We start from the raw sequence: 25,115 nt of genomic DNA, 5'->3' as shown, positions 1-25,115 counted from the left end.
CCCGCTCACCGGGCGGCCGGCGGGCTCAGCGCTCGATGTCGCCGCGGATGAAGGCCTCGACGGCGTCGTGCGCCTGGTCGTCGTTGTACTGCTCGGGCGGCGACTTCATGAAGTAGGAGCTGGCCGACAGGATCGGGCCGCCGATGCCGCGGTCCTTGGCGATCTTCGCGGCGCGGACGGCGTCGATGATCACGCCGGCGGAGTTCGGGGAGTCCCAGACCTCCAGCTTGTACTCCAGGTTGAGGGGCGTGTCGCCGAACGACCTGCCCTCCAGCCGGACGTAGGCCCACTTGCGGTCGTCCAGCCACGGCACGTGGTCGGACGGCCCGATGTGCACGTCGGCCTTCGCCATCTCGTGCGGGATCTGCGAGGTCACCGACTGCGTCTTGGAGATCTTCTTGGACTGGAGGCGCTTGCGCTCCAGCATGTTCATGAAGTCCATGTTGCCGCCGAAGTTGAGCTGGTAGGTGCGCAGCAGCTCAACGCCGCGGTCCTCGAACAGCCGGGCCATCACGCGGTGCGTGATGGTCGCGCCTACCTGGGACTTGATGTCGTCGCCGACGATCGGGACGCCCGCGTCGGTGAACTTCTGGGCCCACTCCGGGTCGCTGGCGATGAACACCGGCAGCGCGTTGACGAACGCGACCTTGGCGTCCACCGCGCACTGGGCGTAGTAGCGGTCGGCCTCCTCCGAGCCCACCGGCAGGTAGGACACGAGGACGTCCACCTTGGCGTCCTTCATCGCCTGCACGACGTCGACCGGCTGCTCGTCCGACTCGTCGACCAGGTCCAGGTAGTACTCGCCGAGGCCGTCGTGGGTGGGGCCGCGCTGGACGGTCACACCGGTCGGCGGGACGTCGGCGAACTTGATCGTGTTGTTCTCGCTGGCGTGGATGGCCTCGGAAAGGTCCATCCCGACCTTCTTGGCGTCCACGTCGAACGCCGCCACGAACTCGACGTCGCCCACGTGGTAGTCGCCGAACTGGACGTGCATCAGGCCGGGGACTCGCGTCTCGGGCGCCGCGTCCTTATAGAACTCGACACCCTGGACGAGCGAAGAGGCGCAGTTGCCCACACCCACGATGGCTACGCGCACCGAACCCATCCGGTTGCTCCTTCTCTCTTTCGGAACATGTGGTGTTTCTTCACCCGACCCCGGTGCCGCCGATCAGCGGTCGTTCTCCCGAGGCATGTCCTGTGCGGTGGTTTCTGAAGTCCTGTCTTGCCGTTCTCGGCCGGCCTGCGGCTCCTGCCCGGCCTGCCGTTCGTTCCTGGCCTGCTGCTCCTGCTCGGCCCGCTCCCGCCCGATGAGCTCGTTGAGCCACCTGACCTCGCGTTCGACCGACTCCAACCCGTGGTTCTGCAGCTCCAGGGTGTAGGAGTCGACCCGTTCGCGAGTGCGCGCCAGGGCCGCGCGGAAGCTCTCCAGGCGCTCCTCCAGCCGGCTGCGCCGGCCTTCGAGGATCCGCAGCCGGACGTCGGCGCGGGTGTGCGAGAAGAAGGCGAAGTGCACGCCGAACCCCTCGTCCTCCCACGACGCCGGACCGGCCTCGGTCAGCAGTTCCTGGAGGCGCTCCTTGCCATCGGCGGTGAGCTTGTAGACGATCTTCGACCGGCGGCTCTGCAGGGCCAGTGCCGCGTTCGGTTCCTCCGGCCGGTCCTCCATGATCAGCCCGTTGGCCAGGAGCTGCTTGAGGCACGGATAGAGGGAGCCGTAGGAGAACGCGCGGAACATGCCGAGCAGAGCGTTGAGCCGCTTGCGCAGTTCGTAACCGTGCATCGGGGCCTCGTGCAGCAGTCCGAGCACGGCGAGCTCCAGCACGCCCGCGCCCTTCCTGGCCGCCATCCCGGTCCCTCCTCAGGCAGAGCCGATGTCTCGGCTCGATGTATCGCGCCAATGTATCGGCTCGATACATCGACACGATACGTAGCCCGCCTCCTCCTGGCAAGTGGGGACCTGTTCCGGCGTCCGGGGACCGCGCTTAGTCTGCTGGTATGCGCGGCCAGAGCCGACCGTGAGACCGAGGCCCGGTGGTCGACCACGGCGAGGCGGGCGGCGCCGGCCGGGAAGCCCTGCACGGCCTGCCGGCATGAACCCCTCACCCACGTCACGTACGTATATGGGGATGAGCCGGGCCGCTACGCGGGACGCGTCGAGGCCGCCGCCGAACCGGCCGGGATGGGGTGCGAATACGGAGAATTCAGGGTGTATGTGGTGGAAGTATGTCAAAGTTGCGCATGGAACCACCTGGCGATGTCGTGCGTACTCGGCCACGGGGCGCAGGGCCCCGAACGGTAGAGCAGTGAAGGAGGATCCGCCGGCCGTTACCTTCGGCGGGGGCGTTGACCAGCCAGGACATGCTTCGCCGTGCACATGCTCCCCCCGCTCACCAGCCCGCACAGTACTCTTCGGACGGCGCACGAGTCGTGGCCACCGCTGGGGAGCGATCCCCCGGCCCCGGCGACGTCCAGCTGTCCCCTGTTGATGAGGTCGCGTGAGTAATCCAAGCCAGCCCCGACCGGAACCCGGGTCGCAGAGGCCGGGCGGGCAGCAGGTCCCCCGTCCCGGCGACCCCGGCCGTCCGGGCGCCCAGGGCGAGCCCGGCCCGGGCGCGCCGTACGACTTCGGCGCGCAGGGAGCACCGTCCGGACCGCCGGACGACTTCCAGAGCCCCGGCTTCATGGGCGGCCACTCCGTCCCCGGAGCCCCGGGAGCCCCCGGCACCCTGAGCGGTCCCGGCAACGATGCCGGCCCCTCCACGACGGCCCCCAACCCCGGCGGCTCGCCCCTGGGCGGTCCGAGCACGCCGAGCGGATACAGCGACCCAGCGGGCCTGGGCGGGGCGCCCGCGCACAGCGGTCCGAGCGGTTCTGGATTGAGCGGAGGCCCAGGCGCCAGCGGCGTGCCTGGCGCGACTCCTTCTTACGGGGAGTCCGGCATGCCCGGAAGCGCGCCGAGCGACCCCTCCGGCCTGAGCGGCTCGGCCATGGGGCGCGGCGGGTCCGGCTCGCCGAGTGGGCCCGGTTTCTCCGATCCACTGAACGACCCTCTGAACGGCCCCGGCATGGCTGGACGTTCGAGCGCCCCGGGCGATATCGGCGGCTCACGTTCGCCGGGCGGGTTCGGCGGCTCGGGCGGGCCTGGCCCCTCCGATCCCCTGAGCGACCCGGGTGCGCCGCCGACCGCGCCTGGACCCGCCATTCCCTCGGAGGGCGGCGGCTTCGGATCCTCCGGCGGCTTCGGGTCGTCCGGTGGCTCCAACATGGTGAACGACATGGGCATGCCGGGTGCAGGCGGTGCGCCCGGCGGCCCCGGCGGCGCCGGTATGGGCGGTGCCGACGGCCGGGGCGGACTGCGTGAGCCGGGTGGCTTCGCGCCGTCCGGCGGCCCGGGAGGCCCCGGCGGCGGTGGGTTCGGTGGCGCCGGCCCGGCAGGTCCCGGTGGCGGTATGGCCGGTGGGCCCGGAGCCGTGGGGCCTGGTGGACCGGGAGGTCCCGGTGGCGGTGGCGCGGCCGGTGGGTTCGGTGCACCGGGTAGTCCCGGAGGTCCCGGGGGTATGGCTGGGCCTCAGCAGGGCGTGCCCGGAGGACACGGGATGGGCGGGGTGCCTTCTGGTGGGGCGCCCGGTGCAGGCGGTGCGCCCGCGGCGTTCGGAGTCGGTGCGGCCGGTGCGAGTCCGGAGGACAAGGACAAGCTCGGCGGGATCGGGAAGGCCGGGCAGGGGCTCGGGTCGAAGGTCACCGGGAAGTTCCGCGGCGGGGGCGTTCGTGCGGCCACTCCTTCCGGGCCGGGTGGTCCCGGCGAGCCGGGGCGGCCTGGGCCGCCGAAGAAGACGAGCTTCGTCGATCATCTGCGGTCGCGGGACACGGGCTGGCGGCGGTTCTTTCCGTCCTGGAAGGTCGTGGCCGGCGTGTCCGGGCTGGGGCTCGCGGCGTTCATCACGCTGATCTGGGTCGCCTACGCGAACACGCCGACGCCCGAGGAGCCGACGGTGGCGGGCGTCGAGGACCAGGCGTCGATCTTCTACTACACCGACGGCAAGGAGATCGGCCGGGTCGGCAAGAAGCGGCAGAGCGTCGAGCTGGAGAAGGTTCCGCCGCACGTCCAGAACGCGGTGCTGGCGGCGGAGAACCGCAGCTTCTACAGCGACCCCGGCTTCTCGGTGAAGGGCACCACGCGGGCGGTGTGGGACAACCTGACCGGCGGGTCGGGCGGCGGGTCCACGGTCACGCAGCAGCTGGCGAAGAACTACTACTCCGACCCGAACAACCGGACGATGAGCCGGAAGTTCAAGGAGCTGTTCATCGCGATGAAGCTGGAGGACAAGCACAGCAAGAACGAGATCCTCAAGCTGTACCTGAACACGATCTACCTGGGCCGCAACACGTACGGCATTCAGGCCGCCTCCCGCGAGTACTTCGGGAAGGACGTCTGGAAGCTCGACCACGGCGAGGCTGCCATCCTCGGCGGCATCATCCAGAACCCGAACCGGGACCCGGCCGTCAAGGCGAACGAGAAGTGGGCGACCGGCAGGTACGAGTACACGCTCAAGGGCATGGTCTCGATGGGCAAGCTCAGCGAGGCCGAGGCCAACAAGTACATCCAGCAGGGCCTGCCCAAGATCAGGAGGGCCGGTACCAGCGACCAGCTGTACGGCGGCCAGCGCGGTTACATGCTGATGCGCGCCCAGGAGGAGCTCCGCCGCCTGGGGATCGACGAGAAGGAACTGACGACCAAGGGCCTGCGCGTCTACACCACGTTCAACCGCAAGCGGATGGCGATGGCCAAGAGGGCGGCCGAGAAGACCGTCCCGCAGGTGAACCCGAAGAAGCTCGCGAAGAAGAAGATCCGCGTCGGGGTCGTGTCGGTGAACAGCGCGAACGGCGAGGTCGTGGCCTTCTACGGCGGTCCCGACTACCTCGACCAGTCCTTCAACAACGTGTGGCAGGGCTCGGCCCAGGGCGGCTCGGCGATGAAGCCGTACGTGCTGGCGACGGCGCTGAAGCAGAACTACAGCCTGAAGAGCACCCTTGAGGGGAAGTCGAAGACGCCGATCGGGCCGGACGGCAGCGTGGTGTCGAAGGACGACCCGAATGCCGTCCTGGTCCCCAACACCCATGACGTGGGCACCCCGGTCGACATGGTCACGGCGACCAAGGACTCGGTGAACACCGCGTTCATCCAGCTGATGGGCAAGGTCGGCATCGAAGAGGTGATCAAGACCGAGACCGACGCCGGGATCGCGGGCGACCTGCTGGAACCGCACAGCTGCTGCCTGAACCTCGCGCTCGGCGTCAACAACATCAGGCCGATCGAGCAGGCGGCGGGCTACGCGGTGTTCGCCAACGGCGGCGTCTACCACCAGCCGCATGTGATCCGGCAGGTCAGGGAGTCCGACAACAAGTCGGTCCGGTTGAATCCGAAGTACGAGAAGCGCCGGGTCTTCGACGCGAAGGTCGCCGCGGACGCCACCTACGCGATGCAGCAGGTCGTCAAGGGCGGGACCGCGACGGCGGCGGCGCTGCCGGGCCGTCCGGCCGCCGGGAAGACCGGTACCACCGACCGGAACGTCGCGACGTGGTTCGTCGGGTACACCCCGCAGATCTCCACTGCGGTGACGCTCTACAACGACGACACCGGGCCGGACGGCAAGAAGAAGTCCGTGGTCCTGCCCGGGATCGGCACCGTGGAGGGCGGAACGATCCCCGCCCGCATCTGGAAGTCCTACATGACGAACGCCATGCAGGGCATGGAGGTGCAGCAGTTCCCGCCGCCGGCATGGGGCGGGATCGTGCAGAAGTGGGCGAAGCCTCCGAAGAAGGAGGAGGACGACAGGCCACCGTGGTGCGACGAGCCGATCGGCCGCTTCGACCCGCGCTGCCAGGGCGACGGCGACGACGGTGACGACGGCGACGACGGCGACAAACCGGCGTGCCAGTCCCCGTTCCAGAACGGCGACTGCGACCCGAACAAGCCACCGAGCAACCCGCCGCCGCGGTGGTGGTGCCAGCTTCACCAGGGCGACCCGGCTTGCCGCGGCAGGAGAGGGGGCCGTGGAGCGGAGCCCAACAGCCGGCCCGGAGCGGCGGGTCTCGTGCCGCTGTTGCCACTGTCGAGGCCACCGGAATGAACCCGGCGGCCCCCCTGCCCGAACCCCCCAGTGGAGGCGGTGGTGTGACATGAAGCATGTTCGCCGATCACCGCACGCCAGCGGGCATGATCGAACGCGTCCGGACGGCCGGGAAGCGGAAAGCCTTGTCCCATCGGCCCCCGCGCCACCGGGTGCGCAGTACTCTCTGACGACGCACAGCCGTACCCCAGTTGATGAGGTCGCGTGAGTAACCGAAGCCGATACGGACCGGAACACGGAGATGGCCCCGGCCGGAGGGGAGCCCCCCGTCCCGGCGGTTCGGGCGCGCCCGCCGGTGGTCCGCGTGGCGGACCGTCCGGCTCGCCCGCGCCCGGCAAGGGCCCGCGCCCCGGCGGCAGGCAGGGCGGACGCTCCGGCGGCCCCGCACGGATGGGCGCACCCGGCGGCGGCGGCAAGCGCCGCGCCGCCTCATCGGCCATGGGGTCGGGGCCGGGCGGCCGTCCCGGCGGCCGCGGCGGTGCCGGTGGCGGCCGCGGCGGACGCGGCGGCCCAGGTGGACCGGGCGGACCCGGTGGGCCGGGCGGACCCGGTGGGCCGGGCGGACCCGGCGGGCGTGGTCCCGGCGGCCGCGGTCCCGGTGGTCCCGGCGGCGGTCCGGGTGGCCCCGGCGGTTCCGGGGACGGCGGCTTCTGGGGGGACGAGCGACGCGGCAAGCGGTCCAAGCCCGACGATCCGGAGAAGGCCGGCTGGCGGCGCTACATACCGTCCTGGAAGATCATCGTCGCCGCCATCGCGGTGATGATCCTCGCCACGACGGTGCTCGTCGTCGTCGCGTACGCCAACACGCCCATCCCGACGGAGAAGCAGCAGGACGCGATCCGTCAGGAGTCGGTGATCACGTACTCGGACGGCTCGCCGCTCGCCCGGATCGGCACGCACCGCGAGAACGTCCCGCTGGAGAAGGTGCCGAAGCACGTCCAGAACGCGATCCTCGCGGCGGAGGACCGCGGCTTCTGGACCGAGCCGGGCATCTCGCCGACCGGTATCGCGGGCGCGATTTTCCGCGCGGCGACCGGCGGCGACGTCGCGGGCGCCTCGACGATCACGCAGCAGATGGCCCGGAACTACTACGCGGGCCTCAGCCGCGACCGGACGATCAGCCGCAAGTTCAAGGAGATTCTGATCTCCATCCGTCTCGGCCAGGAGATGGAGAAGGAGAAGATCCTTGAGCTGTACCTGAACACCGTCCCGTTCGGACGCCACTCGTTCGGTGTCCAGGCGGCCTCCCGCGCGTACTTCCACAAGCCCGTGCACAAGATCAACGAGTCCGAGGCGGCGATGCTCGCCGCGATGATCCAGCGTCCCTACTACTTCGCCACCTTCGGCCCGGCGTCCAACCCGGCCAAGCAGGCGCTGATCGACCGCTGGAACTACGTCCTCGACGGGATGGTCGAGCAGAAATGGCTCGACCCGGGCAAGCGCGCGGCGGCGAAGTTCCCGCAGACCCAGGAGAACTGGAGCGACGTCCCGGACGACCCGAACTCCGGCTATCTGACGGCCCGGGTGGAGGCGGAGCTGAAGTCGCTCGGCATCACCGACGAGATGATGGCGAGCGGGCTGAAGATCAAGACCACGTTCAACAAGGATCTGCAGGACTACACCAACAAGGCCGTCCAGCAGATCCGGAAGGAGAACGGGCTCGGCAACGACATCCAGTTCGGGCTGACGGCGGTCGACCCGAAGACGGGTGGTGTGGTCGCGGCCTACGGCGGCCCCGACTTCCGCAAGCAGCAGTTCGACAACTCCTTCCAGGGGAGCGTGCAGCCGGGTTCGTCGTTCAAGCCGATCGTCCTGGCCACCGCCCTCGACCAGGGCATCAGCCTGAACACCACGATGGACGGCAGCTACAAGCGGACGATCAACGGCGCGACGTTCACCAACGACAACCGCGCGGAGAACGGCGTCTACAACCTCAAGCAGATGACGGCGATGTCGATCAACACGTCGTACGTCGAGCTGGGGCAGAAGGTCCAGCTGTCCAACGTCGTGGAGATGGCCAAGAAGATGGGCATCCCCAAGGACACCGAGAACCTCAACGCCAACTACACCTCGCTGCCGCTCGGCGTCATCGACACGACCCCGGTCACGATGGCCTCGGTCTACTCGACGTTCGCCGGGGGCGGCCAGCACCGGCAGGCGCACGTGATCGACGAGGTCACCGACAACCAGGGCAACCCGATCACCAACGAGAAGGGGGAGGTCCTGGAGAAGCTGCCGTACGAGACGCCGGTGCGGGCGTTCTCCGAGGGCGTCGCGGCGGACGCCACCTCGGCGATGCGCGCGGTCGTCACGTCCGGTACCGGTGAGCGCGCGAGCCTCGGCAGCCGCCCGGTCGCCGGCAAGACCGGTACGACGGACGAGAACAAGTCGGCCTGGTTCGTCGGCTACACGCCTGAGCTCGTGACGGCGTCGGCGATGTGGCGCCAGGACAAGAACGGGAACCGCAAGTCGCTGATCGGTGTGGGCAACTACAGCCAGGTCTACGGTGGTACGGTCCCCGCCGACCTGTTCAAGAAGTTCATGACCAAGGCCCTGGAGAACAAGCCGATCACGCAGTTCCCCCCGCCGGTCAACGGCGGCGAGGTCGCTCCGTGGGCGAAGGCGACGCCGGCGCCGACGCCGTCGAACACGCCGAGCCCCACCACCTCGCCGGACTGCCGGCCGGGCCAGCCGAACCAGCGGCCGGGCTGCCCGTCGGAGTCGCCGAGCCCGACCAACTCGCCGAGCAGCCCGCCAGGGCCGGGACAGCCCTGCAACCAGCTCGGCCTGCCGGCCGGATGCGATCCGAGCCTGCCCCCGGAGGGGGACACGGGCTGGTGGTGCGCGCGGCCTCAGAACCAGAACCATCCCGTCTGCCGGGACGAGGACCAGCAGGATCCTCCCAACCCGAACGGCGGCAGCCGCAACTAGCGGCGGACGGGACACGCGTCCCCGCCCGTCCAGGCGGCACGGCCCGGAGCCCTCGGGGTTCCGGGCCGTTCCCGTTTCCGGCGGGCGTGTCCCAGGGTGGGCGCGATGACCAATAGTCTTGCTGCCTATGGCTTCGTCATCCGAGAGGCTCAAGAAGTCCGCGTCCGGCACCGGCACCGACGAGGTGGACGACCCCGGGCGGCTCAGACGCTTCGGGCCGGTGCTGGCGGGCCTCACCGCGTTCGTGTGCCTGCTCGGCTGGCTGCAGAAGCAGCCCTGCTCGTCGGCGAAGTTCGATTTCCTCCAGACGACGTCGAACGCCTGCTACACCGACATCTATCCCCTCTACTACGTGCGCGGGCTGAGCGAAGGCAAGACCCCGTACTTCGACGTACTGACCGGCTCGGACATCCAGTACGTGGAGTACCCGGTGCTGTCCGGCGCCTTCATGCAGGTGGTCGCCTGGCTGGCGCAGCCGTTCGACGTGGGCGCCCGCGGGCTGGCGTTCTTCAACATCACCGCGCTGCTGCTCGCCGTCCTCGCGGTCGTGGCCGTCCTCGCCACCGCGTACGTGGCCGGACGGCGCTCGCTCCGCGCCGGCCTGATGGTGGCGCTGTCCCCCTCGCTGCTGCTCACCGCCTACATCAACTGGGACCTGCTCGCGGTGGCGCTGTCCGCGCTGGCGCTCGCCGCCTGGTCGGTGCGCCGCCCGGCGCTCGCGGGCGCGATGCTCGGGCTGGCGATCGCGGCGAAGTTCTACCCGCTGCTGTTCCTCGGACCACTGGTCCTGCTGTGCGTGCGCGCCGGGCAGTGGCGCGCCATGGGACGGATGCTCGCCGGCACCGCGGGCGCCTGGCTCGCGGTCAACCTGCCCGTGATGCTGTTCGCGTGGGACGGCTGGAAGGAGTTCTACACCTTCAGCCAGGGACGCGGCGTCGACTGGGGCTCGATCTTCTTCTTCCTCCAGGAGCACGGGCTGGAGAACGTGTCGTCGGAGACCGGGCAGCTCAATCTCCTCGGGACGGGCACGTTCCTCGTCCTGGCCGCGGGGATCGCCGTCCTCGCGCTCGCCGCCCCGGAGCGGCCGCGCCTGCCGCAGCTGATGTTCCTCGTGCTGGTCGCGTTCATGCTGCCGAACAAGGTCTGGTCGCCGCAGTACGTGCTGTGGTTGCTGCCGCTCGTCGTCCTGGCGCGTCCGAAGCTGCCGGCGTTCGTGGTGTGGCAGGTCGGCGAGATCGTCTACTTCTTCGGCATCTGGTGGTTCCTGCTGTCGGTCTCCGCCCAGACCGAGGGCGCCGATCTGTCCGGGACGCTGTCGGCGGTGCTGAGCTTCGACGCGCCCGAGGGCGGCATCAGCCAGGGGGTCTACCACCTCGCGCTGCTCGCGCGGTTCGTCACGGTCCTGGCGCTGGCGGCACTGGTGGTGTGGGAGATCCTGCGGCCGTCCGCCGACGCGGTCCGGTCGGACGGCGTGGACGATCCGGCCGGCGGCCTCCTCGACGACGCGGACGACGTGATCTCGCTGGGACGCTGGCGCGGCCGTCGCCACGCCGGCGCCCCAGCACCTTCCTAGCCGCGCGGAGCCCTTCCCCGGCCGCGCGGGTCCCGCTAGTCGCGCAGGGCCTCGATGAACCATTCGAACGCCGGGGTCATCGCGGGCCAGACGGGCCAGCCGTTGATGGTGGCGATCAGCTGCCAGTACCGCTCCGCGCGCGGGTCGGTACCGAGCTCCGTCCTCCTCAGCAGCTCGTGCCTGAACTCGGCGCTGTCCGTGGTGCCGTACGCCTCCGCGTACATGGCCACCAGCTCGTCGACGATGGGGCGGGCGGCGTCCGAACCCGGCTCGATCCCGTCGGCCATCGCCGCCGCGATCTTCTCTCCCGTCGCCGTGCCGAGGCGTGCCGCGTCCTCGGGGTAGGTGCCCTTCCCGATCTCGGCGGCCTGGGCCTCGGCCATCCGCCGCACCGCCGTCCGGAACGACGGGTCGCCGACCAGCTCGGCCAGTTCGACCCAGGCGTCGACCTGCTCGGGCTCGGGGTCGTCGGGCAGTTCCGGCAGCGCGGACCGCATCTTCGCCTCGAAGCCCGGGTCCACGTCGAGCCCGGCGAACGACTCGTCGATGAAGTCGGTGATGATGCGGCGGCGCTCCTCGTCGGAGAGCCTCGCGAGTTTGTGCATGATTTCGATCTCCTCGGGACTGGATCCTCGCTTGGCGACCGCCCGCAGCACGGCCCGGCGCAGCCGGAGCGTCCGGATCTGGACGTCCAGCGCTTCGGCGTGCGTCGTCGCGACCTCGTTCACGCCGATCTCGTGGTCCAGCACCCGCCGGATCGTGCCGAGATCGACGCCGAGGTCGCGCAGCGTCCGTACCAGGTCGAGGCGCGCGACGGCTTCCACGTCGTACAGCCGGTATCCGGCTGCGGTACGTGAGGTCGCCGGCACCACGCCCTCGTCGGAGTAGAACCGGATCGTCCGCACCGAGAGGCCGGTGCGGCGTGCCAGCTCGCCGATCGTGTACAGGGTGTCGCCTTCCATGCGGTCCACCATGCGGCCTCCAGTCACTAGAGACTCAAGCCCGTCGTCATCGACGCAGGTCAGCGCGTCGGTGACCGTCCGCCAGGGGCGGCTGTGCGACGATCTCGGACGCACCCGGTGTCCTTCCCCGGGAAGATCTGGCCGGAATCTGCCCATATTGGGGGATTCCGTGGGTGATGTGCGGGGATGATCGCGGCCGGTGGGGCGGGTCGCCCCCGGGCCGCGCGGACGCGCGGGGGCACGAATCTCCGGGAGATGACGTGGACGCGAACCAGGCACTGACCGAACTGCTCGCCGGACGGCTGGAACCGGGCGTCTACCAATGGCGGACGCCCCCGGTGCCGGGCGCGGTCGGCGACACGAGCTGGACCGAACGGGCCGAGGAGGCGGGCCTGCGCGCCTTCCACCTCGACGGGCGCCGCGCCCGCGACAAGGACGCGTTCCTGCGGCTGTGCGCGGACGTCTTCGAACTCCCCGCCGGGGCGGCCGACGGCTGGGACGAACTGCGCGAGAGCCTCGCCGACCTGTCGTGGACGCCCGCGAAGAGCGGCTACCTCGTGCGGTACGAGTCGTGGGCCGAACTCGCCGATGCCGACCAGCGGTCGTTCCGCGCCGTCCTGGACGTGTTCGCGGCCGCGGTGAAGGCGTGGCGGGACACCTCCACCCCCATGACCGTGCTGATGTCGAGCGTCGGTGTGGAAGTTGCAGGCGTCCCCCGCCTCGCCTGACCGCCCCGAGGAGGTCTCGTGGGTCTCGCTGTGGGTCTCGTAGGTCTGGGTGGATCTAGTAGGTGGTCGTGCTGCCCGTCTCGGCGGCGAACATCGCCAGCCCCAGGATGTAAAGGAACCAGAAGACGATCCAGCCCACCGTGAGGAGGTAGCCGAGGATGAGGCCGGTAACGGCCATGCCGCTGCCGCCCTCACCGGTCCGCTTGATCTGGCTCTGCGCGACGTGCCCGAAGATGATCGCGAGGATGGACGTCAGGCCGCAGGCGAAGAAGCCGATGATGCCGCAGATCATCGAAGCGGTGGCCATGCCGTTCGTCGGCGCGGCGACCGGGGCGGAGCCGTAGTAGTGGTGCTGCTGCACGGGCTGCTGGGAGTAGGACTGGGCGTAGGGGTCCTGGGAGCCGTAGCCGTAGGGGTCGTATGCCATGTGATTCCCGATCGGTTCGCGCGCCCGCCGCCGGAGTGGACGCGCGTGCGCTGAGGCTTGGTTCCGGATTATGCCAGTGTGACGCGACCTTCGGTTATGTCGTCATGCTGGGTCTTATGAGGGGTTAGATGTCGCGTCGGCCTCGCGGGTTCCCGCCTCCCGCGGCCACCTCTGACTTTGCGCCGTCAGAGCTTGGAACGCAACCAGGAGATGTCCTCCGCCTGGCCGTCCGCCGGTGTCTCCACCACGACGGGCGCGCCCGCGGCCCGCACCACGCCCAGGATCAGATCGGGTTCGATGTTGCCGCTGCCCAGGTTGGCGTGCCGGTCGGCCCCGGACCCGAACGCGTCGCGGCTGTCGTTGCAGTGCACCAGGTCGATGCGGCCGGTGATGGCCTTGATGCGGTCGACGGCGTCGATGAGTTCCTCCCCCGCCGCGTGCGCGTGGCAGGTGTCGAGGCAGAAGCCGAGCTTGGACTCCAGCCCCGGTACCCCGGACAGCACCTCCCACAGCCGTGAGATCCGGTCGAACTTGCGCGCCATGGCGTTTCCGCCGCCCGCGGTGTTCTCGATGTAGACGGGGATGGGGCACTCGACCCGCTCGAACACCTTGCGCCAGTTCTCGAAACCCGTCTCGGGGTCGTCGTCCTTCAGCACATGGCCACCGTGCACGATCAGCGCCTTCGCGCCGATGGACGCGGCCGCCTCCAGTTGCTGGGTGAGGTTCTTGCGGCTGGGGATGCGGATCCTGTTGTTGGATGTCGCCACATTGATCGTGTACGGCGCGTGTACGTAGACGTCCACGCCGGAGCCCGCCAGCGCCTCCACGCCTTCCGGCAGGACGGGCTTCTTCCAACCCTGCGGGTCGCCCAGGAAGAACTGGACGACGTCAGCCCCGATCGCGCGGGCGTTGTCGAGCGGGTTGATCTGGTCGACATGGGCTCCGATGCGCATGCCGACGAGCCTAGCCGCGCCCTCCGACACCTGCGTCCGCCGGCCGGGACCGCGGCGCGGGAGGTCAGGCGGAGGACGGGGTCAGAGCGACAGGCCGCCGTTGTTCAGGGCGAAGCCGATGCCCAGGAACGAGGTCACCATGCCGACGACGTTCAGCCAGCGTTCGTTCGTCGTCTCGGAGATCATCTGGGAGTACAGGGCGAGCGGCAGGCCGATCAGACCGGCGATGGCGCCGGGGAAGTGGGTCGCCTCGATCCAGCCGAGGATGAGAGCGGCGACACCGATCGTGATCGAGGTGATCGCCAGCGCATCCTGGTACCGGTGCGACTCGGGCCTGCCGTCGAGGCCGATGCCCTGCTTCCTGGTGTCTGTGGGCTTCCTGGTGTCTGTGGGCTTCCTGGTGTCTGTGGGCTTCCTGGTGCCTGCTGCCTCCTGCGGCATCGGAGACCCTCCTCAGGTCAGGGCTCCCGCGCCGGGGGTGTGTGGTGTGCGCGGGACCGGACGGACCATGCCGGTAGAGATGCCCACCGGGACCGCGGATCAACCGGCGCGGTCGGACGGAAAATGTCGGCGGCGCCCGGTAGAGTCGAACATGGATTCGAGAAACCGGCTCGGTCCGTTCCCCCGAGGGGAAGCGGGGGAGAGCAGGAGGTGCACCATCTTGACGAAAGCTGAGCTGGGGCTCATCGGTGACGCGGAGCTCGTCGAGGAGCTGTCGCTGCTGACGACCCAGACCGCCCGCATGCGCGCCCGGATGGCCGACATCATGGCCGAACTGGAGCGGCGGCGCTGCGCCGGCAAGGTCCGCCGGCACGCGCGGCACTGAGCCGCCGCACCGAGCCGCCGTACCGGCGGAACCGGCTCACACGCTGCCAACTGTTGGTAGCCTGTATCGGTCTCACGGCAGGTGCGCCCGGCGATCCGGGTCCCGGCACAGCCGCGGGAGACGCAACAGCCCTCCTGTCACGGAGAGACCGTGACCGCATCAGTCCAGAGGAGGTAGGGACACAGCATGCGTCGTTACGAACTCATGACCATCCTCGACCCCGCCATCGACGAGCGCACCGCGGGCGCGGCGCTCGACCCGTTCCTGAAGGTCGTCAAGGACGGCGGCGGCAGTGTGGAGAAGGTCGACGTCTGGGGCCGCCGGCGCCTGGCGTACGACATCCAGAAGAAGTCCGAAGGCATCTACGCGGTGGTCGACCTGTCGGCTGAGCCTGCCACGGTCAAGGAGCTCGACCGGCAGCTCAACCTGAGCGAGTCGATCCTCCGTACGAAGGTCATCCGCCCCGAGGTCCACTGAGCCAGGCTCAGCCCTCTCACCAGCCGGAGCGAGCCCCATGGCAGGCGACACCGTAATCACGATCGTCGGGAACCTCGTCGAGGACCCGAACCTGCGCTTCACCCCGAGCGGCCAGGCGGTCGCGTCCTTCCGCATCGCCTCGACCCCGCGGTACTTCGACCGCCAGTCGGGCGACTGGAAGGACCGCGAGGCGCTGTTCCTGACCTGCAACGTCTGGCGGCAGGCGGCCGAGAACGTGGCCGAGACCCTGCAGCGCGGCATGCGGGTGATCGTGCAGGGCCGCCTTCAGCAGCGGTCGTACGAGACCCGCGAGGGTGAGAAGCGCACCGTCTTCGAGATCGAGGTCGAAGAGGTCGGCCCGTCGCTGCGCAACGCCACCGCCAAGGTCAACAAGACCCAGCGGCAGGGCGGAGGCGGCGGCTTCGGCGGCGGCGGCGGCGGCGGCCAGGGCGGCGGCGGTTTCGGCGGTGGCGGCGGCCAGCAGGGCGGCGGTTTCGGCGGCGGCCAGCAGGGCGGCGGCGCCCCGCCCGACGACCCCTGGGCCACCGGCGGTGGCGGCGGGGGCGGCTTCTCCGACGACCCGCCGTTCTAGCGGCCGCGGCACCCGAGCAAGTTCAAGTAAACGTCCATTCCCGCGTGAGCGGGGCTCTCCCAAAGGAGCACCACGATGGCGAAGCCACCTCCCCGCAAGCCCAAGAAGAAGGTTTGCGTTTTCTGCCAGGAGAAGATCTCCTACGTCGACTACAAGGACACCGGTCTGCTGCGGAAGTTCATCTCCGACCGCGGCAAGATCCGTGCCCGGCGAGTGACCGGCAACTGCACCCAGCACCAGCGGGACGTCGCCACGGCGATCAAGAACGCCCGCGAGATGGCGCTGCTGCCCTACACCAGCACCGCGCGCTGAGGCAGGGGGAAAGATCATGAAGCTCATCCTGACCCAGCAGGTCTCCGGACTCGGTGAGCCCGGTGACGTCATCGAGGTCCGCGACGGCTACGGCCGCAACTACCTCGTCCCCCGCGGTTTCGCCATCAGGTGGACCCGGGGCGCCGAGAAGGAGATCGAGTCGATCAAGAAGGCGCGTTCGGCTCGCGAGATCGCGACCGTCGAGCACGCCCAGGAGGTCGCCGGCCGGCTGAAGGCGCTGCGCGTGACGCTGCGCACCCGCACCGGCAGCGGCGGCCGCCTGTTCGGCGCCGTGACCGCGGCCGACATCGCCGAGGCGGTCCGCGCGGCCGACGGCCCCGACCTGGACCGCCGCCGCATCGAGATCGGCAACCCGATCAAGACCATCGGCACCCACCGGGTCAGCGTCCGCCTGCACAGCGACGTCAACGCCACCATCGACGTGGACGTCGTCGAAGCCTGACGCACACTCCACCGAACGACCCCCGCGCTCCGCCCACCGGAGCACGGGGGTCGTTCCATGCCCAGGCATCGGCCAGGCGGTTTACCGTGACATCACGGGCATGGGAGGGGCGTTGGGACGGCGGTGGTGGACGGCCTCGGGGCCGTTGGCGGGCGGCCTGTGGGCCGTGGTGGCCGGGGTCGGTGTGATCTCGTTGGGGACCGGGGCCTTCGGGCTGGAGACGCACGACTTCACCCGTATCGACTGCCGATCCGTCTCCGTCAAGGGCGGCACCGTCTGGCATTGCACGGGTGAGAGCCCGGCTCAGGCCCGCGCCAACGACGAGGCCAGGCGGAGGGCCATGCTGGCCGCGCTGAGCGGCCGGCGTGACGGCGCCGTCACCCCTGGCCGCCAGAGGCAGCGCACCAGGCTGACCTTCGTCGACCACGACGGGCGGCGCGATCCGGAGCGGGTCACCGCGTCCCGGCTGCCGGGGACCGATCGATGGATCGCCCACTCCGGCGACGTGCTCGGGGCCGGCGTGCTGCTGTCGCTGTTCGGGGCGGCGGGCCTGGCCTGGGGGACGTACCGGCTGGGATCGCCCGGACCCGGGTGAGCCCGAGTGGCGCGATAGGTTCTTGTGGCGGCAATTTCTTCTACAAGATCGGGCTTTGCGCCGTTCAATGCCGGGGAGGGCGCTCTGGGTTTCATGTGAAACCTCCCTGAATCACCCTGTGTTTGGGTGATCAACTCAGCGGCCAATACGTTCCGTAACCACATCGGCGCGGAACGAAGGGGGCGGCGTTGATCGCGCATTCGGGGGACGGCGCGGAGGACACGGGCCAGGAGGGTGCGCTGGTGACGCGCCGCGCGCTCATCGGCGGAGTCGTGGGGGCGGGCCTGCTCTCGGTCGGGGCGAGCGTCCACAATGTGGCCATGGCGGACGAACTCTCCGCCGCCGGGCCGGACCTCCAGGCCGGCGGTCACGCCGCCTTCAGGGCGGATGCTCCGCAGGTGTACACGCGCTCCCAATGGAACGCCCGATCGCCGAAGCGTCCGGCCAAGGTCGTCGGCCGGGCCCCCGACCGCATCGTCATCCACCACACGGCCACGGCGAACTCCAGCAAGCGGTCGCTCGGCCACGCCTTCGCCCTGTCCCGCAAGATCCAGGCGTGGCACATGGACCGGAACGGCTGGGACGACGCCGGCCAGCAGCTCACCATCAGCCGCGGCGGCATCGTGATGGAGGGGCGCAACAAGAGCCTGAAGGCCGTCCAGGCGAAGGACCTCGCCGTCGGCGCGCACGTCCTGCACCACAACGACCACACCATCGGGATCGAGAACGAGGGCACGTACACGAAGAAGCAGGTCCCGGGCCGGTTGTGGGACTCGCTGGTGGAGGTGTGCGTGTGGCTCTGCCGGTCGTACGACCTCGACCCGTTCCAGGCGATCGTGGGCCATCGCGACTTCAACAACACCGCGTGCCCCGGCGACCGGCTCTACGCCCGCCTCCCCGAACTGCGCAGGTCGGTGGCCGCCCGCATGGACGGCCCGTCGGACGCGAACAACGCGACCGGTGGCCCGGAGGCGCCGATCTTCCCGCCCTTCGACGGCTTCGGCTGACCACCACGGCACCGGCACCCGGCCACGGCACCCGGCACCCGGTATCGACCACGGCACCGAACGCCGACGGGCCGGTGAGCGTACGCCGCTTCGACGCCGGGGCGAGGGCGGGCGGCGGCCGGGTCAGGTGTCCGGGGTGGTGTAGCGGGTTCGGCGGCGGGCTATCTCGGGGTCGATGCCTTCGACCAGGGACCAGATGCCGGCGACGCGTTCCACCAGGGTTTCGGGAGGCAGACCGGCGAGGCCTTCCGCCGCCAGGTCGTCGATCGCCTGTGTCAGGCGGGCCATCCGCTCGCCATGTGTGGAACACATGTTCGAATAGTAGCGAGTGTGACGGGCGTTGCGGGTGCGGTTCGCGGAAATCGGCGCTCAGCGGACCGCGCCGGTGACCATCCACCGGTCGCCGCGGGCGCGCAGGCCCAGCGTGAGCAGGCGGGTCAGCATCCACAGCCCGATCGCCGCCCAGAGTCCGGTCAGCCCGGCGTCCGCCCGGTAGAGGATGATCGCGGTCGGCAGGAACGCGACCGTCGCGACCAGCGTCGTCGCGGCGAGGTAGGCGCCGTCGCCCGCCCCGATCAGGATGCCGTCCAGGACGAACACCACGCCCGCGACGGGTTGCAGCACCGCGACGATGAGCAGGGTGGCGAACAGCAGGTCGTGGACGCCGCCGTCCGCTGTGAACAGGGCGGGAAGCCACGGACGGACCAGCAGGATCACCAGTCCGAAGGCCACGCCGCACCAGATCCCCCACCACACCATCCGGCGCGTGACGGCGCGCGTGCCCGTGACGTCGGACGCGCCCAGGTAGCGTCCCGTGATGGCCTGACCGGCGATGGCGATCGCGTCGAGCGCGAACGCCAGCAGCGTCCACACCTGGAAGCCGACCTGGTAGGCGGCGATCTCCTCGTCCCCCATGCGGGCCGCGATCGACGTCCCCACGATCAGCACGACGCGGAGCGCCGCCGTCCTGACCAGCAGGCCGAAACCCGCCGTGGCGGACGTCTTCAACCCGTCCAGGTCGGGGCGCACCGGGGCCCCGTGCCGCCGCGCCGCCCGCAGCACCACCAGGACGTAGACGGCGGCGCTCCCCGTCTGCGCGATCACCGTCCCCCACGCCGCGCCCGCGATCCCCCAGTCCAGGACGAGGACGAACAGCACGTTGAGCACGGCGTTCAGCGAGAAGCCGCCGATGGACACCAGGAGCGGGGTGCGGGTGTCCTGCAGGCCGCGCAGCACGCCCGTCCCGGCCAGGATGACCAGCATCGACGGGATGCCGAACAGGCTCACCTTGAGGTACGTCTCGGCGTACGGCGTGACGGCCGGGGACGCGCCGAACGCCTCCACGATCAGGGACGTCAGCGGCCACCCGGCCGCGATCAGCACGAGCCCGATGGCGAGCGCGAGCCACATGCCGTCGATCCCCTGCCGGATCGCGGCCCGCATGTCCCCGGCGCCGAGCCGCCGGGCCACCCCGGCCGTCGTCCCGTATGCGAGGAAGACGCACAGGTAGACCAGGGTGCTCAGGGCCTGCCCGGCGACTCCCAGGCCGCCGAGCGGCTCGGTGCCGAGACGTCCGACGATCGCCGAGTCCGTCAGCAGGAACAGGGGCTCGGCGACGAGTGCACCGAACGCCGGGACGGCCAGCCGCAGGATCTCGCGATCGTGCGTCCTCGCGGGCCGCCGGGGAGTCGTCGTCACCGCGCCGAGGGTACCAGCCTGTAATTCCTCTAGTAATGTTCACGCCTTACATCCGGACGGGCGGCGGACTTTCTTTCCCGCACACCCGGTGGACGAAGTTTCCGCAGCTCAACGGATTGCCGGAGCGGTCCTCCGCGATGAATCCACAAAGTTGTCCACAGGTCGTGCACAACTGGTCCGGCGTGTCTGCACAGGCAGTCCACAGGCTCGTCCACAGGACGCTTTGCTCGCCGCCGCGTGGGCTCGGGAGAATGTCGGACGCTTGGGATAGACGTGGGGTGGACGGTTCGCGAAGGGGTGGACGGGACCGTCGCGACCGCAGATGAAGGGGGTGCCACGTGAGCGTTGCCGAGATCGGGCCGTCCGAGCCCGAGTTCGAGCGCACCCCACCGCACGACATCTCCGCCGAACAGGGCGTCCTCGGCGGCATGCTGCTCTCCCCGGACGCCATCGCCGAGGTCGTCGAGCTCCTGCGCACGCCCGACTTCTACCGTCCCGCGCACCAGATCGTCTACGACACCATCCTCGACCTCTACGGCCGCGGCGACCCCGCCGACGCCGTCACCGTCGCCGGCGAGCTGGCCAAGAACGGCGAGATCGGCCGCATCGGCGGCGCCCCCTACCTGCACACCCTGATCTCGCTCGTGCCCACCGCGGCCAACGCCGGGTACTACGCCAGGATCGTCCACGAGCGCTCGGTCCTGCGCCGCCTGGTCGAGACCGGCACCCGCATCGTCCAGATGGGGTACGCCGCGGACGGGGCCGACGCCGACGAGGTCCTCGACCGCGCCCAGGCCGAGGTCTTCGCCATCGCCGAGAAGCGCGCCGGCGAGGACTACGTCGCCCTCAGCGAGATCATGCCGGGCGCCCTGGACGAGATCGAGGCGATCGGCAGCCGGGGCGGCCAGATGGTCGGCTGCCCCACCGGCTTCGCCGACCTGGACGCCCTGACCAACGGCCTCCATCCCGGACAAATGGTGGTAGTTGCCGCAAGACCGGCAATGGGCAAGGCGGTATGTCTGAAAACTCCCCTTCCAACCCCGTCAGGTTGGACGACCATGGGGGAAGTGTCCGTCGGTGATTATCTGATCGGAAGCGACGGAAAACCGACTCGCGTCGTCGCCGCAACCGGGGTGATGGAGGGTCGTCCCTGCTTCGAGGTCGAGTTCTCGGACGGCGAGGTGGTAATCGCCGACGCCGAGCACCAGTGGCGCACGACGACCCGGGCCGGCCGCCGCCAGCAGACTCAACGCAGGACCGCGTATCACTGGTCCGATGAGGCGATCAATCGGGTCCGGTGGCTGACGGCGGATGCCGACGAGGGACCCCGACGACTCCTCATGCACCGCGAGGCGGTGGCCGAAGCCGGTGAGGTGTTCACGCATGTGCTCCGCACGGTGACCAAGGAGCTGGGGCACCGTGGCGAGGTCGACGCGAGCGCCTCCAAGCGACACCTTCGCTATGAGTGCACACACCTCTACCGGGGACTACTGGAGCGCGCGGCCCGGCCCAAGAACTGCGCGACCATGGCGCAGCACCGCCCGATCAAGACGACCCAGGAGATCGCCGCGACGCTGCGTTGCGACGGCGACAACCGTCCCAATCACGCTGTCGAAGTTGCGGCGCCGTTCCAGCTTCCTTTCGCAGAGCTCCCCGTCGATCCCTACGTGCTGGGTGCCTGGCTCGGCGGCGGCTGCAGCTCGGATGGCTCTATCACCTGCTTTGACGAGGAGATTCTGGAACAGATCGAATCGGCCGGGCAACCGGTCACGCGGCGCATGACTCCCGGACGGTTCGGCTTGCCCGGCCTCAACCGAAAAGTCAAAGACCTGGGAGTGTGGCGGAACAAGCACATACCGCCCCAGTACCTGCGGGCCTCTGAGGAACAGCGGCGGGCGTTGCTGGCCGGGATGCTCGACACCGACGGGTACGTATCGGAGATCGGGCAGGTGCAACTCGCGTTCGTCGACAAGCGGCTCGCCGAAGGAGCGCACGAGCTGATACTCAGTCTCGGCTATCGGGCGACGATGACGACCAAGCCGGTCAAGGGACGTTCCCTGGAGACCTCCACCTACTACCGGGTCAACTTCACGCCGCCCGAGCCGGTGTTCCGGTTGCCGCGTAAAGCGGCTCGGCAGCGCCAGGACGTCCAGCCGAAGGCGCGGGTGCGGTACATCGTGGACGTGCGGCCGGTGGAGAGCGTGCCGGTCCGGTGCGTCCAGGTCGACAACGCCGATCACATGTATCTGGTGGGGCGGTCGTGCATACCGACGCATAACTCGACACTTGCCCTCGATTTCGCCCGGGCCGCCTCGATCAAGCATGGGCTGACGTCGGCGTTCTTCAGCCTGGAGATGGGGCGCAACGAGATCACGATGCGGTTGCTGTCGGCCGAGGCGCGGGTGGCGCTGCATGCGATGCGGTCGGGCACCATGCAGGACGAGGACTGGACGCGGCTCGCGCGCCGGATGAGCGAGGTCGCCGAGGCGCCGCTGTTCATCGACGACTCGCCCAACATGTCGATGATGGAGATCAGGGCGAAGTGCCGGCGGCTCAAGCAGCAGCATGACCTGCGGCTGGTCATCATCGACTACCTGCAGCTGATGACGTCGGGCAAGCGCGTCGAGAGCCGCCAGGTCGAGGTCTCGGAGTTCTCCCGCTCGCTGAAGCTCCTCGCCAAGGAGCTCGGCGTCCCGGTCATCGCGCTGTCGCAGCTCAACCGAGGCCCCGAGCAGAGAACCGACAAGAAACCCATGGTGTCTGATCTACGTGAATCGGGGTCAATCGAGCAGGATGCGGACATGGTGATCCTGCTGCATCGGGAGGACGCGTACGAGAAGGAGTCGCCGCGCGCCGGTGAGGCCGACCTGATCGTCGCCAAGCACCGCAACGGCCCGACCGCGACCGTGACCGTCGCCTTCCAGGGGCACTACAGCCGCTTCGTCGACATGGCCCAATAGGACTCTGGCCGGAGGCAGACCACGCCCTGGTGGCGTTCCGGCCGGTGACGGCGCACAGGCCGGTGCGCGCCGCGACGGATCGTCGTGGCGCGCACCGCGTGGTGACCTGCGGCTGACCTGGGTCGCGGCAGATGGCGGGGTGGTTACGGGCGGCGGTCGCGGTAGAAGGTGCGGATGGCGTCGGTCAGTTCCTCGGGCACCTCCATCGACGCGAAGTGGCCGCCGCGCGGGTGCTCGGTCCACGACACGATGTCGGTGTTGTCGCGTTCCGCGAACGGGCGGATCGAGCGGAAGTCGTCGGCGAAGACGGCGACGCCGATCGGGCCGTCGTTGACGCCGTTCTCGGCGTCCTTCTCCGTGTGGTGGAAGCGGGTCGCGCCGGCGGAGGTGTTGGTCAGCCACATCAGGCTCGCCTGGGCGAGCACCTGATCCCGGGTGACCAGGCTGGTGCCGTTGCCGAAGTTCCAGAAGAGCTCGTTGTAGGCCAGCTGCCCGACCGGTGAGTCGCTCAGGGCGGCGGCGATCGTCAGCGGGCGCTTGGCGTTCAGGTCGGCGTAGCCGTTGACGCTCTGGAACCAGCCGGCGAACTCCAGGGCCGCGTAGTCGGCCGGGGTCATCTTCTCGAACTCGGCCGAGTCGCCGGAGGGGAAGGAGAAGAGCTGCAGGACGTGGGCGCCGAGGAACCCGGGGACGCCCTCCTTGGCGAGCTCCCGGGACACCATCGCGCCGCCGTCCGAGCCGTGCGCGCCGTAGGAGTCGTAGCCGAGGGCGCGCATCAGCGTGTCGAAGGCCCTGGCGGTGTGCGCGGTCGTCCACGTGCCGTCGGCCAGCGGGGTGCTGAAGCCCATGCCGGGCAGACTCGGGATCACCAGATGGAAGGCGTCCCGGGCCGAGCCGCCGGACGCTTCGGGGTCGGTCAGCGGCTCGATCATGTCGAGGAAGTCGAGCACGGAGCCCGGGTAGGTGTGCGTGAGCAGGAGCGGCGTCGCGCCGGCGTGGCGGGAGCGTACGTGGAGGAAGTGGATCGTCTGCCCGTCGATCTCGGTGCGGAACTGGGGCAGCGCGTTGAGCCTGGCCTCCACCGCGCGCCAGTCGAATTCGCGCCAGGCATCGACGGTCTCGCGCAGGTGGTCCACGGGGGTCCCCTGGGACCAGCCGTCCGTCGGCAGCTGGTCGGCGAACCGGGTGCGGCTTAGCCGGTGACGCAGGTCGTCCAGGTCGGCCTGGTCGACGGCGACGGTGAACGGCGTGATGGTCAGGTTCGCGGTGCTTTCGGTGTTCGTCATGACACTCACGCTAGAGTCCATACAGGATCATTCCGGGCCTGTATTGCCATGGACTTCTGGGGGCACTGTGATCGGCACGTCGGCCAGGCTGCTGGCTCTGCTGGGCCTGCTGCAGGGCCGCCCGGCCTGGACCGGGCCGCAGCTCGCCGAGCGCCTCGGCATCGACGTCCGCACCGTGCGCAAGGATGTCGAGCGGCTGCGGGAGCTGGGTTATCCGGTCGACGCCGTCCGGGGGCGGGACGGCGGGTACCGGCTCGGCGACCAGGGCCGGCTGCCGCCGCTGCTGCTCGCCGACGACGAGGCGGTGGCGGTGGCGGTCGGGCTGAGCGTGGTCGGCACCGTCGTGCCGGGGCTGGCCGACGTCGGCGGCGAGGCGCTGGCCAAGCTGGAGCGCTCCCTTCCCGCGCGGCTCCACCGGCGCGTCCGCGCGCTGCGCGAGACGACCGAGGCGGGCCCGGCGAACACCGGCACGAACGTGGCCGCCCCCACCGTGGACGCGGCGCTGATCGGCGAGCTGGCGGCGGCGGTCCGGGACCGGGAGGGCCTGCGCTTCCGCTACCGCGACGACGCGCGGGTCGAGGCCGATCCGTACCGCCTGGTGAGCTGGCAGCAGCGCTGGTACGTCGTCGCGCGGCGGCGGCCGGGCGGTGAGTGGGCGGTGTTCCGTGCCGACTGGATGGAACTCCGGACGCCCGGCGCCGGACGGTTCCAGGCGCGCCCGATGGAGGGCGGCGACTACTCGGCGTTCGTGCTGCGCGAGGTGGCCTCGACCGGCTGGCGGGTGCACGCGCGGATCCTCGTCGACGCGCCCGCGGAGGAGGTCCTGGCGAAGATCAACCCGGCCGTCGGCGTCGTCGAGACCGTGGACGAGGCGCACGCCGTGCTCGTCACGGGGGCCGACAGCCTGGAGACCGTCGCCGTCTGGGTGGGGATGCTGGGGTTCGACTTCCACGTCGACTCGCCGCCCGAACTGGTCGAACACGTCCGCGAGCTTTCCCAGCGCTACGCCAGGGCGTTGCCTCCGGACTGACCCTGGTCGCCGGATGGGAGGTCAGGCGTGCCAGGGCGTGCCCACCGGCGGTGGATGGCGCCGGACGTGTGAGCGCCAGCTGAACCGGCCTGCCGTGTTCCCCGTACGGGAGTGCGAGTGCCTCGGGCGGTGCGTGCCGGTCCTTACGGGGGGCCTGTCCGGGG

At 70.0% G+C, this 25,115-nt stretch carries 23 protein-coding genes; 14 read left to right on the top strand and 9 right to left on the bottom strand.

Annotated elements, in window-relative coordinates; genetic code table 11:
• Positions 1–25 precede the first annotated feature (25 nt).
• Together E1281_RS12695 and E1281_RS12690 are read right to left on the bottom strand one after the other, a co-directional pair.
• A complete protein-coding gene (locus E1281_RS12695) occupies positions 26–1,105 on the bottom strand; it encodes an inositol-3-phosphate synthase (RefSeq protein ID WP_131877651.1) in 1,080 nt (359 codons plus the stop codon).
• 63 nt (positions 1,106–1,168) lie between these two features.
• Positions 1,169–1,846 (bottom strand): PadR family transcriptional regulator, encoded by a 678-nt coding sequence (locus E1281_RS12690; protein WP_131877649.1) that lies wholly within the window; start codon positions 1,844–1,846, stop codon positions 1,169–1,171.
• Between the two features lie 51 nt (positions 1,847–1,897).
• On the opposite strand from E1281_RS12690, the gene E1281_RS40195 reads away from it, so the two are divergent.
• The 4 genes from E1281_RS40195 (at position 1,898) to E1281_RS12675 (ending at position 10,635) form a co-directional block, all read left to right on the top strand.
• Entirely contained in the window at positions 1,898–2,299 is a 402-nt protein-coding gene (locus E1281_RS40195; RefSeq protein ID WP_165958893.1) for a DUF5318 family protein, read from the top strand.
• A 1,297-nt stretch (positions 2,300–3,596) separates the two neighbouring features.
• Entirely contained in the window at positions 3,597–6,131 is a 2,535-nt protein-coding gene (locus E1281_RS12685) for a transglycosylase domain-containing protein (protein WP_131877647.1), read from the top strand.
• A 390-nt stretch (positions 6,132–6,521) separates the two neighbouring features.
• Positions 6,522–9,062 carry a transglycosylase domain-containing protein gene (locus E1281_RS12680; RefSeq protein WP_279433609.1) on the top strand — a complete coding sequence of 847 codons (2,541 nt, stop codon included), beginning with the start codon at positions 6,522–6,524 and terminating at the stop codon, positions 9,060–9,062.
• Between the two features lie 127 nt (positions 9,063–9,189).
• Positions 9,190–10,635, top strand: coding sequence for a glycosyltransferase 87 family protein (locus tag E1281_RS12675; RefSeq protein ID WP_131877645.1), 1,446 nt, complete (start codon positions 9,190–9,192; stop codon positions 10,633–10,635).
• 35 nt (positions 10,636–10,670) lie between these two features.
• Here the strand turns inward: E1281_RS12675 and E1281_RS12670 are convergent, their stop codons facing one another.
• Complete coding sequence (locus E1281_RS12670; RefSeq protein WP_131877643.1) at positions 10,671–11,597, bottom strand: MerR family transcriptional regulator; 927 nt, start codon at positions 11,595–11,597, stop codon at positions 10,671–10,673.
• Between the two features lie 260 nt (positions 11,598–11,857).
• Between E1281_RS12670 and E1281_RS12665 the strand changes: the two genes are divergently transcribed.
• The gene (locus tag E1281_RS12665) at positions 11,858–12,325 is read left to right on the top strand and encodes a barstar family protein (protein WP_165958892.1); all 468 of its coding nucleotides are present in this window, start codon (positions 11,858–11,860) and stop codon (positions 12,323–12,325) included.
• A 55-nt stretch (positions 12,326–12,380) separates the two neighbouring features.
• Here the strand turns inward: E1281_RS12665 and E1281_RS12660 are convergent, their stop codons facing one another.
• The 3 genes from E1281_RS12660 to E1281_RS12650 all read right to left on the bottom strand — a co-directional run bounded on the left by E1281_RS12660 (position 12,381) and on the right by E1281_RS12650 (position 14,146).
• Complete coding sequence (locus E1281_RS12660) at positions 12,381–12,752, bottom strand: DUF4190 domain-containing protein (RefSeq protein ID WP_131877639.1); 372 nt, start codon at positions 12,750–12,752, stop codon at positions 12,381–12,383.
• 185 nt (positions 12,753–12,937) lie between these two features.
• Entirely contained in the window at positions 12,938–13,705 is a 768-nt protein-coding gene (locus E1281_RS12655) for a deoxyribonuclease IV (protein ID WP_131877637.1), read from the bottom strand.
• An 81-nt stretch (positions 13,706–13,786) separates the two neighbouring features.
• Positions 13,787–14,146 (bottom strand): hypothetical protein, encoded by a 360-nt coding sequence (locus E1281_RS12650; protein ID WP_131877635.1) that lies wholly within the window; start codon positions 14,144–14,146, stop codon positions 13,787–13,789.
• A 220-nt stretch (positions 14,147–14,366) separates the two neighbouring features.
• Here E1281_RS12650 and E1281_RS40190 point away from each other — a divergent pair, with 220 nt between their 5' ends.
• The 7 genes from E1281_RS40190 to E1281_RS12620 all read left to right on the top strand — a co-directional run bounded on the left by E1281_RS40190 (position 14,367) and on the right by E1281_RS12620 (position 17,977).
• Positions 14,367–14,531 (top strand): hypothetical protein, encoded by a 165-nt coding sequence (locus E1281_RS40190; protein WP_165958891.1) that lies wholly within the window; start codon positions 14,367–14,369, stop codon positions 14,529–14,531.
• 186 nt (positions 14,532–14,717) lie between these two features.
• Positions 14,718–15,008: a 30S ribosomal protein S6 gene (gene rpsF, locus E1281_RS12645; RefSeq protein WP_131877633.1), complete on the top strand. Its 291-nt coding sequence runs from the start codon at positions 14,718–14,720 to the stop codon at positions 15,006–15,008.
• 37 nt (positions 15,009–15,045) lie between these two features.
• Positions 15,046–15,600 (top strand): single-stranded DNA-binding protein, encoded by a 555-nt coding sequence (locus tag E1281_RS12640; protein WP_131877631.1) that lies wholly within the window; start codon positions 15,046–15,048, stop codon positions 15,598–15,600.
• Between the two features lie 75 nt (positions 15,601–15,675).
• Positions 15,676–15,912, top strand: coding sequence for a 30S ribosomal protein S18 (gene rpsR / locus E1281_RS12635; RefSeq protein ID WP_019631633.1), 237 nt, complete (start codon positions 15,676–15,678; stop codon positions 15,910–15,912).
• Positions 15,913–15,928: 16 nt separating this feature from the next.
• Positions 15,929–16,375 carry a 50S ribosomal protein L9 gene (rplI, locus tag E1281_RS12630; protein ID WP_131877629.1) on the top strand — a complete coding sequence of 149 codons (447 nt, stop codon included), beginning with the start codon at positions 15,929–15,931 and terminating at the stop codon, positions 16,373–16,375.
• A gap of 100 nt (positions 16,376–16,475) precedes the next feature.
• Complete coding sequence (locus E1281_RS12625) at positions 16,476–16,970, top strand: hypothetical protein (RefSeq protein WP_131877627.1); 495 nt, start codon at positions 16,476–16,478, stop codon at positions 16,968–16,970.
• A gap of 188 nt (positions 16,971–17,158) precedes the next feature.
• Positions 17,159–17,977, top strand: a complete 819-nt coding sequence (locus E1281_RS12620; RefSeq protein WP_243716899.1) for a peptidoglycan recognition family protein — start codon at positions 17,159–17,161, stop codon at positions 17,975–17,977.
• 123 nt (positions 17,978–18,100) lie between these two features.
• On the opposite strand, the gene E1281_RS12615 is transcribed toward E1281_RS12620, so the two are convergent.
• Positions 18,101–18,289: a hypothetical protein gene (locus E1281_RS12615; protein WP_131877625.1), complete on the bottom strand. Its 189-nt coding sequence runs from the start codon at positions 18,287–18,289 to the stop codon at positions 18,101–18,103.
• 57 nt (positions 18,290–18,346) lie between these two features.
• Positions 18,347–19,675 carry an MATE family efflux transporter gene (locus E1281_RS12610; protein WP_131877623.1) on the bottom strand — a complete coding sequence of 443 codons (1,329 nt, stop codon included), beginning with the start codon at positions 19,673–19,675 and terminating at the stop codon, positions 18,347–18,349.
• 338 nt (positions 19,676–20,013) lie between these two features.
• Here E1281_RS12610 and dnaB point away from each other — a divergent pair, with 338 nt between their 5' ends.
• The gene (gene dnaB, locus E1281_RS12605; protein ID WP_165958890.1) at positions 20,014–22,635 is read left to right on the top strand and encodes a replicative DNA helicase; all 2,622 of its coding nucleotides are present in this window, start codon (positions 20,014–20,016) and stop codon (positions 22,633–22,635) included.
• A gap of 143 nt (positions 22,636–22,778) precedes the next feature.
• Here the strand turns inward: dnaB and E1281_RS12600 are convergent, their stop codons facing one another.
• On the bottom strand, positions 22,779–23,921 hold the full coding sequence (locus E1281_RS12600) for an epoxide hydrolase family protein (protein WP_131877619.1): 1,143 nt from the start codon (positions 23,919–23,921) through the stop codon (positions 22,779–22,781).
• Positions 23,922–23,988: 67 nt separating this feature from the next.
• On the opposite strand from E1281_RS12600, the gene E1281_RS12595 reads away from it, so the two are divergent.
• Positions 23,989–24,951 carry a WYL domain-containing protein gene (locus E1281_RS12595; RefSeq protein ID WP_131877617.1) on the top strand — a complete coding sequence of 321 codons (963 nt, stop codon included), beginning with the start codon at positions 23,989–23,991 and terminating at the stop codon, positions 24,949–24,951.
• The last annotated feature ends 164 nt before the right edge of the window (positions 24,952–25,115 follow it).

Source organism: Actinomadura sp. KC345 (genome assembly GCF_004348515.1).
Lineage (GTDB): Bacteria > Actinomycetota > Actinomycetes > Streptosporangiales > Streptosporangiaceae > Spirillospora.
Note: the sequence above shows the minus strand (reverse complement) of the source record. Positions and strands in the feature narration are given on the sequence as shown.

What these genes read in the sequence shown, in the direction of transcription:
- E1281_RS12695 (WP_131877651.1), bottom strand. Translation starts at nt 1,105, where the DNA reads ATGGGTTCGGTGCGCGTAGCCATCGTGGGTGTGGGCAACTGCGCCTCT.
- E1281_RS12690 (WP_131877649.1), bottom strand. Translation starts at nt 1,846, where the DNA reads ATGGCGGCCAGGAAGGGCGCGGGCGTGCTGGAGCTCGCCGTGCTCGGA.
- E1281_RS40195 (WP_165958893.1), top strand. Translation starts at nt 1,898, where the DNA reads ATGTATCGGCTCGATACATCGACACGATACGTAGCCCGCCTCCTCCTG.
- E1281_RS12685 (WP_131877647.1), top strand. Translation starts at nt 3,597, where the DNA reads ATGGGCGGGGTGCCTTCTGGTGGGGCGCCCGGTGCAGGCGGTGCGCCC.
- E1281_RS12680 (WP_279433609.1), top strand. Translation starts at nt 6,522, where the DNA reads ATGGGCGCACCCGGCGGCGGCGGCAAGCGCCGCGCCGCCTCATCGGCC.
- E1281_RS12675 (WP_131877645.1), top strand. Translation starts at nt 9,190, where the DNA reads ATGGCTTCGTCATCCGAGAGGCTCAAGAAGTCCGCGTCCGGCACCGGC.
- E1281_RS12670 (WP_131877643.1), bottom strand. Translation starts at nt 11,597, where the DNA reads ATGGAAGGCGACACCCTGTACACGATCGGCGAGCTGGCACGCCGCACC.
- E1281_RS12660 (WP_131877639.1), bottom strand. Translation starts at nt 12,752, where the DNA reads ATGGCATACGACCCCTACGGCTACGGCTCCCAGGACCCCTACGCCCAG.
- E1281_RS12655 (WP_131877637.1), bottom strand. Translation starts at nt 13,705, where the DNA reads ATGCGCATCGGAGCCCATGTCGACCAGATCAACCCGCTCGACAACGCC.
- E1281_RS12650 (WP_131877635.1), bottom strand. Translation starts at nt 14,146, where the DNA reads ATGCCGCAGGAGGCAGCAGGCACCAGGAAGCCCACAGACACCAGGAAG.
- rpsF (WP_131877633.1), top strand. Translation starts at nt 14,718, where the DNA reads ATGCGTCGTTACGAACTCATGACCATCCTCGACCCCGCCATCGACGAG.
- E1281_RS12640 (WP_131877631.1), top strand. Translation starts at nt 15,046, where the DNA reads ATGGCAGGCGACACCGTAATCACGATCGTCGGGAACCTCGTCGAGGAC.
- rpsR (WP_019631633.1), top strand. Translation starts at nt 15,676, where the DNA reads ATGGCGAAGCCACCTCCCCGCAAGCCCAAGAAGAAGGTTTGCGTTTTC.
- rplI (WP_131877629.1), top strand. Translation starts at nt 15,929, where the DNA reads ATGAAGCTCATCCTGACCCAGCAGGTCTCCGGACTCGGTGAGCCCGGT.
- E1281_RS12625 (WP_131877627.1), top strand. Translation starts at nt 16,476, where the DNA reads ATGGGAGGGGCGTTGGGACGGCGGTGGTGGACGGCCTCGGGGCCGTTG.
- E1281_RS12615 (WP_131877625.1), bottom strand. Translation starts at nt 18,289, where the DNA reads ATGTGTTCCACACATGGCGAGCGGATGGCCCGCCTGACACAGGCGATC.
- E1281_RS12600 (WP_131877619.1), bottom strand. Translation starts at nt 23,921, where the DNA reads ATGACGAACACCGAAAGCACCGCGAACCTGACCATCACGCCGTTCACC.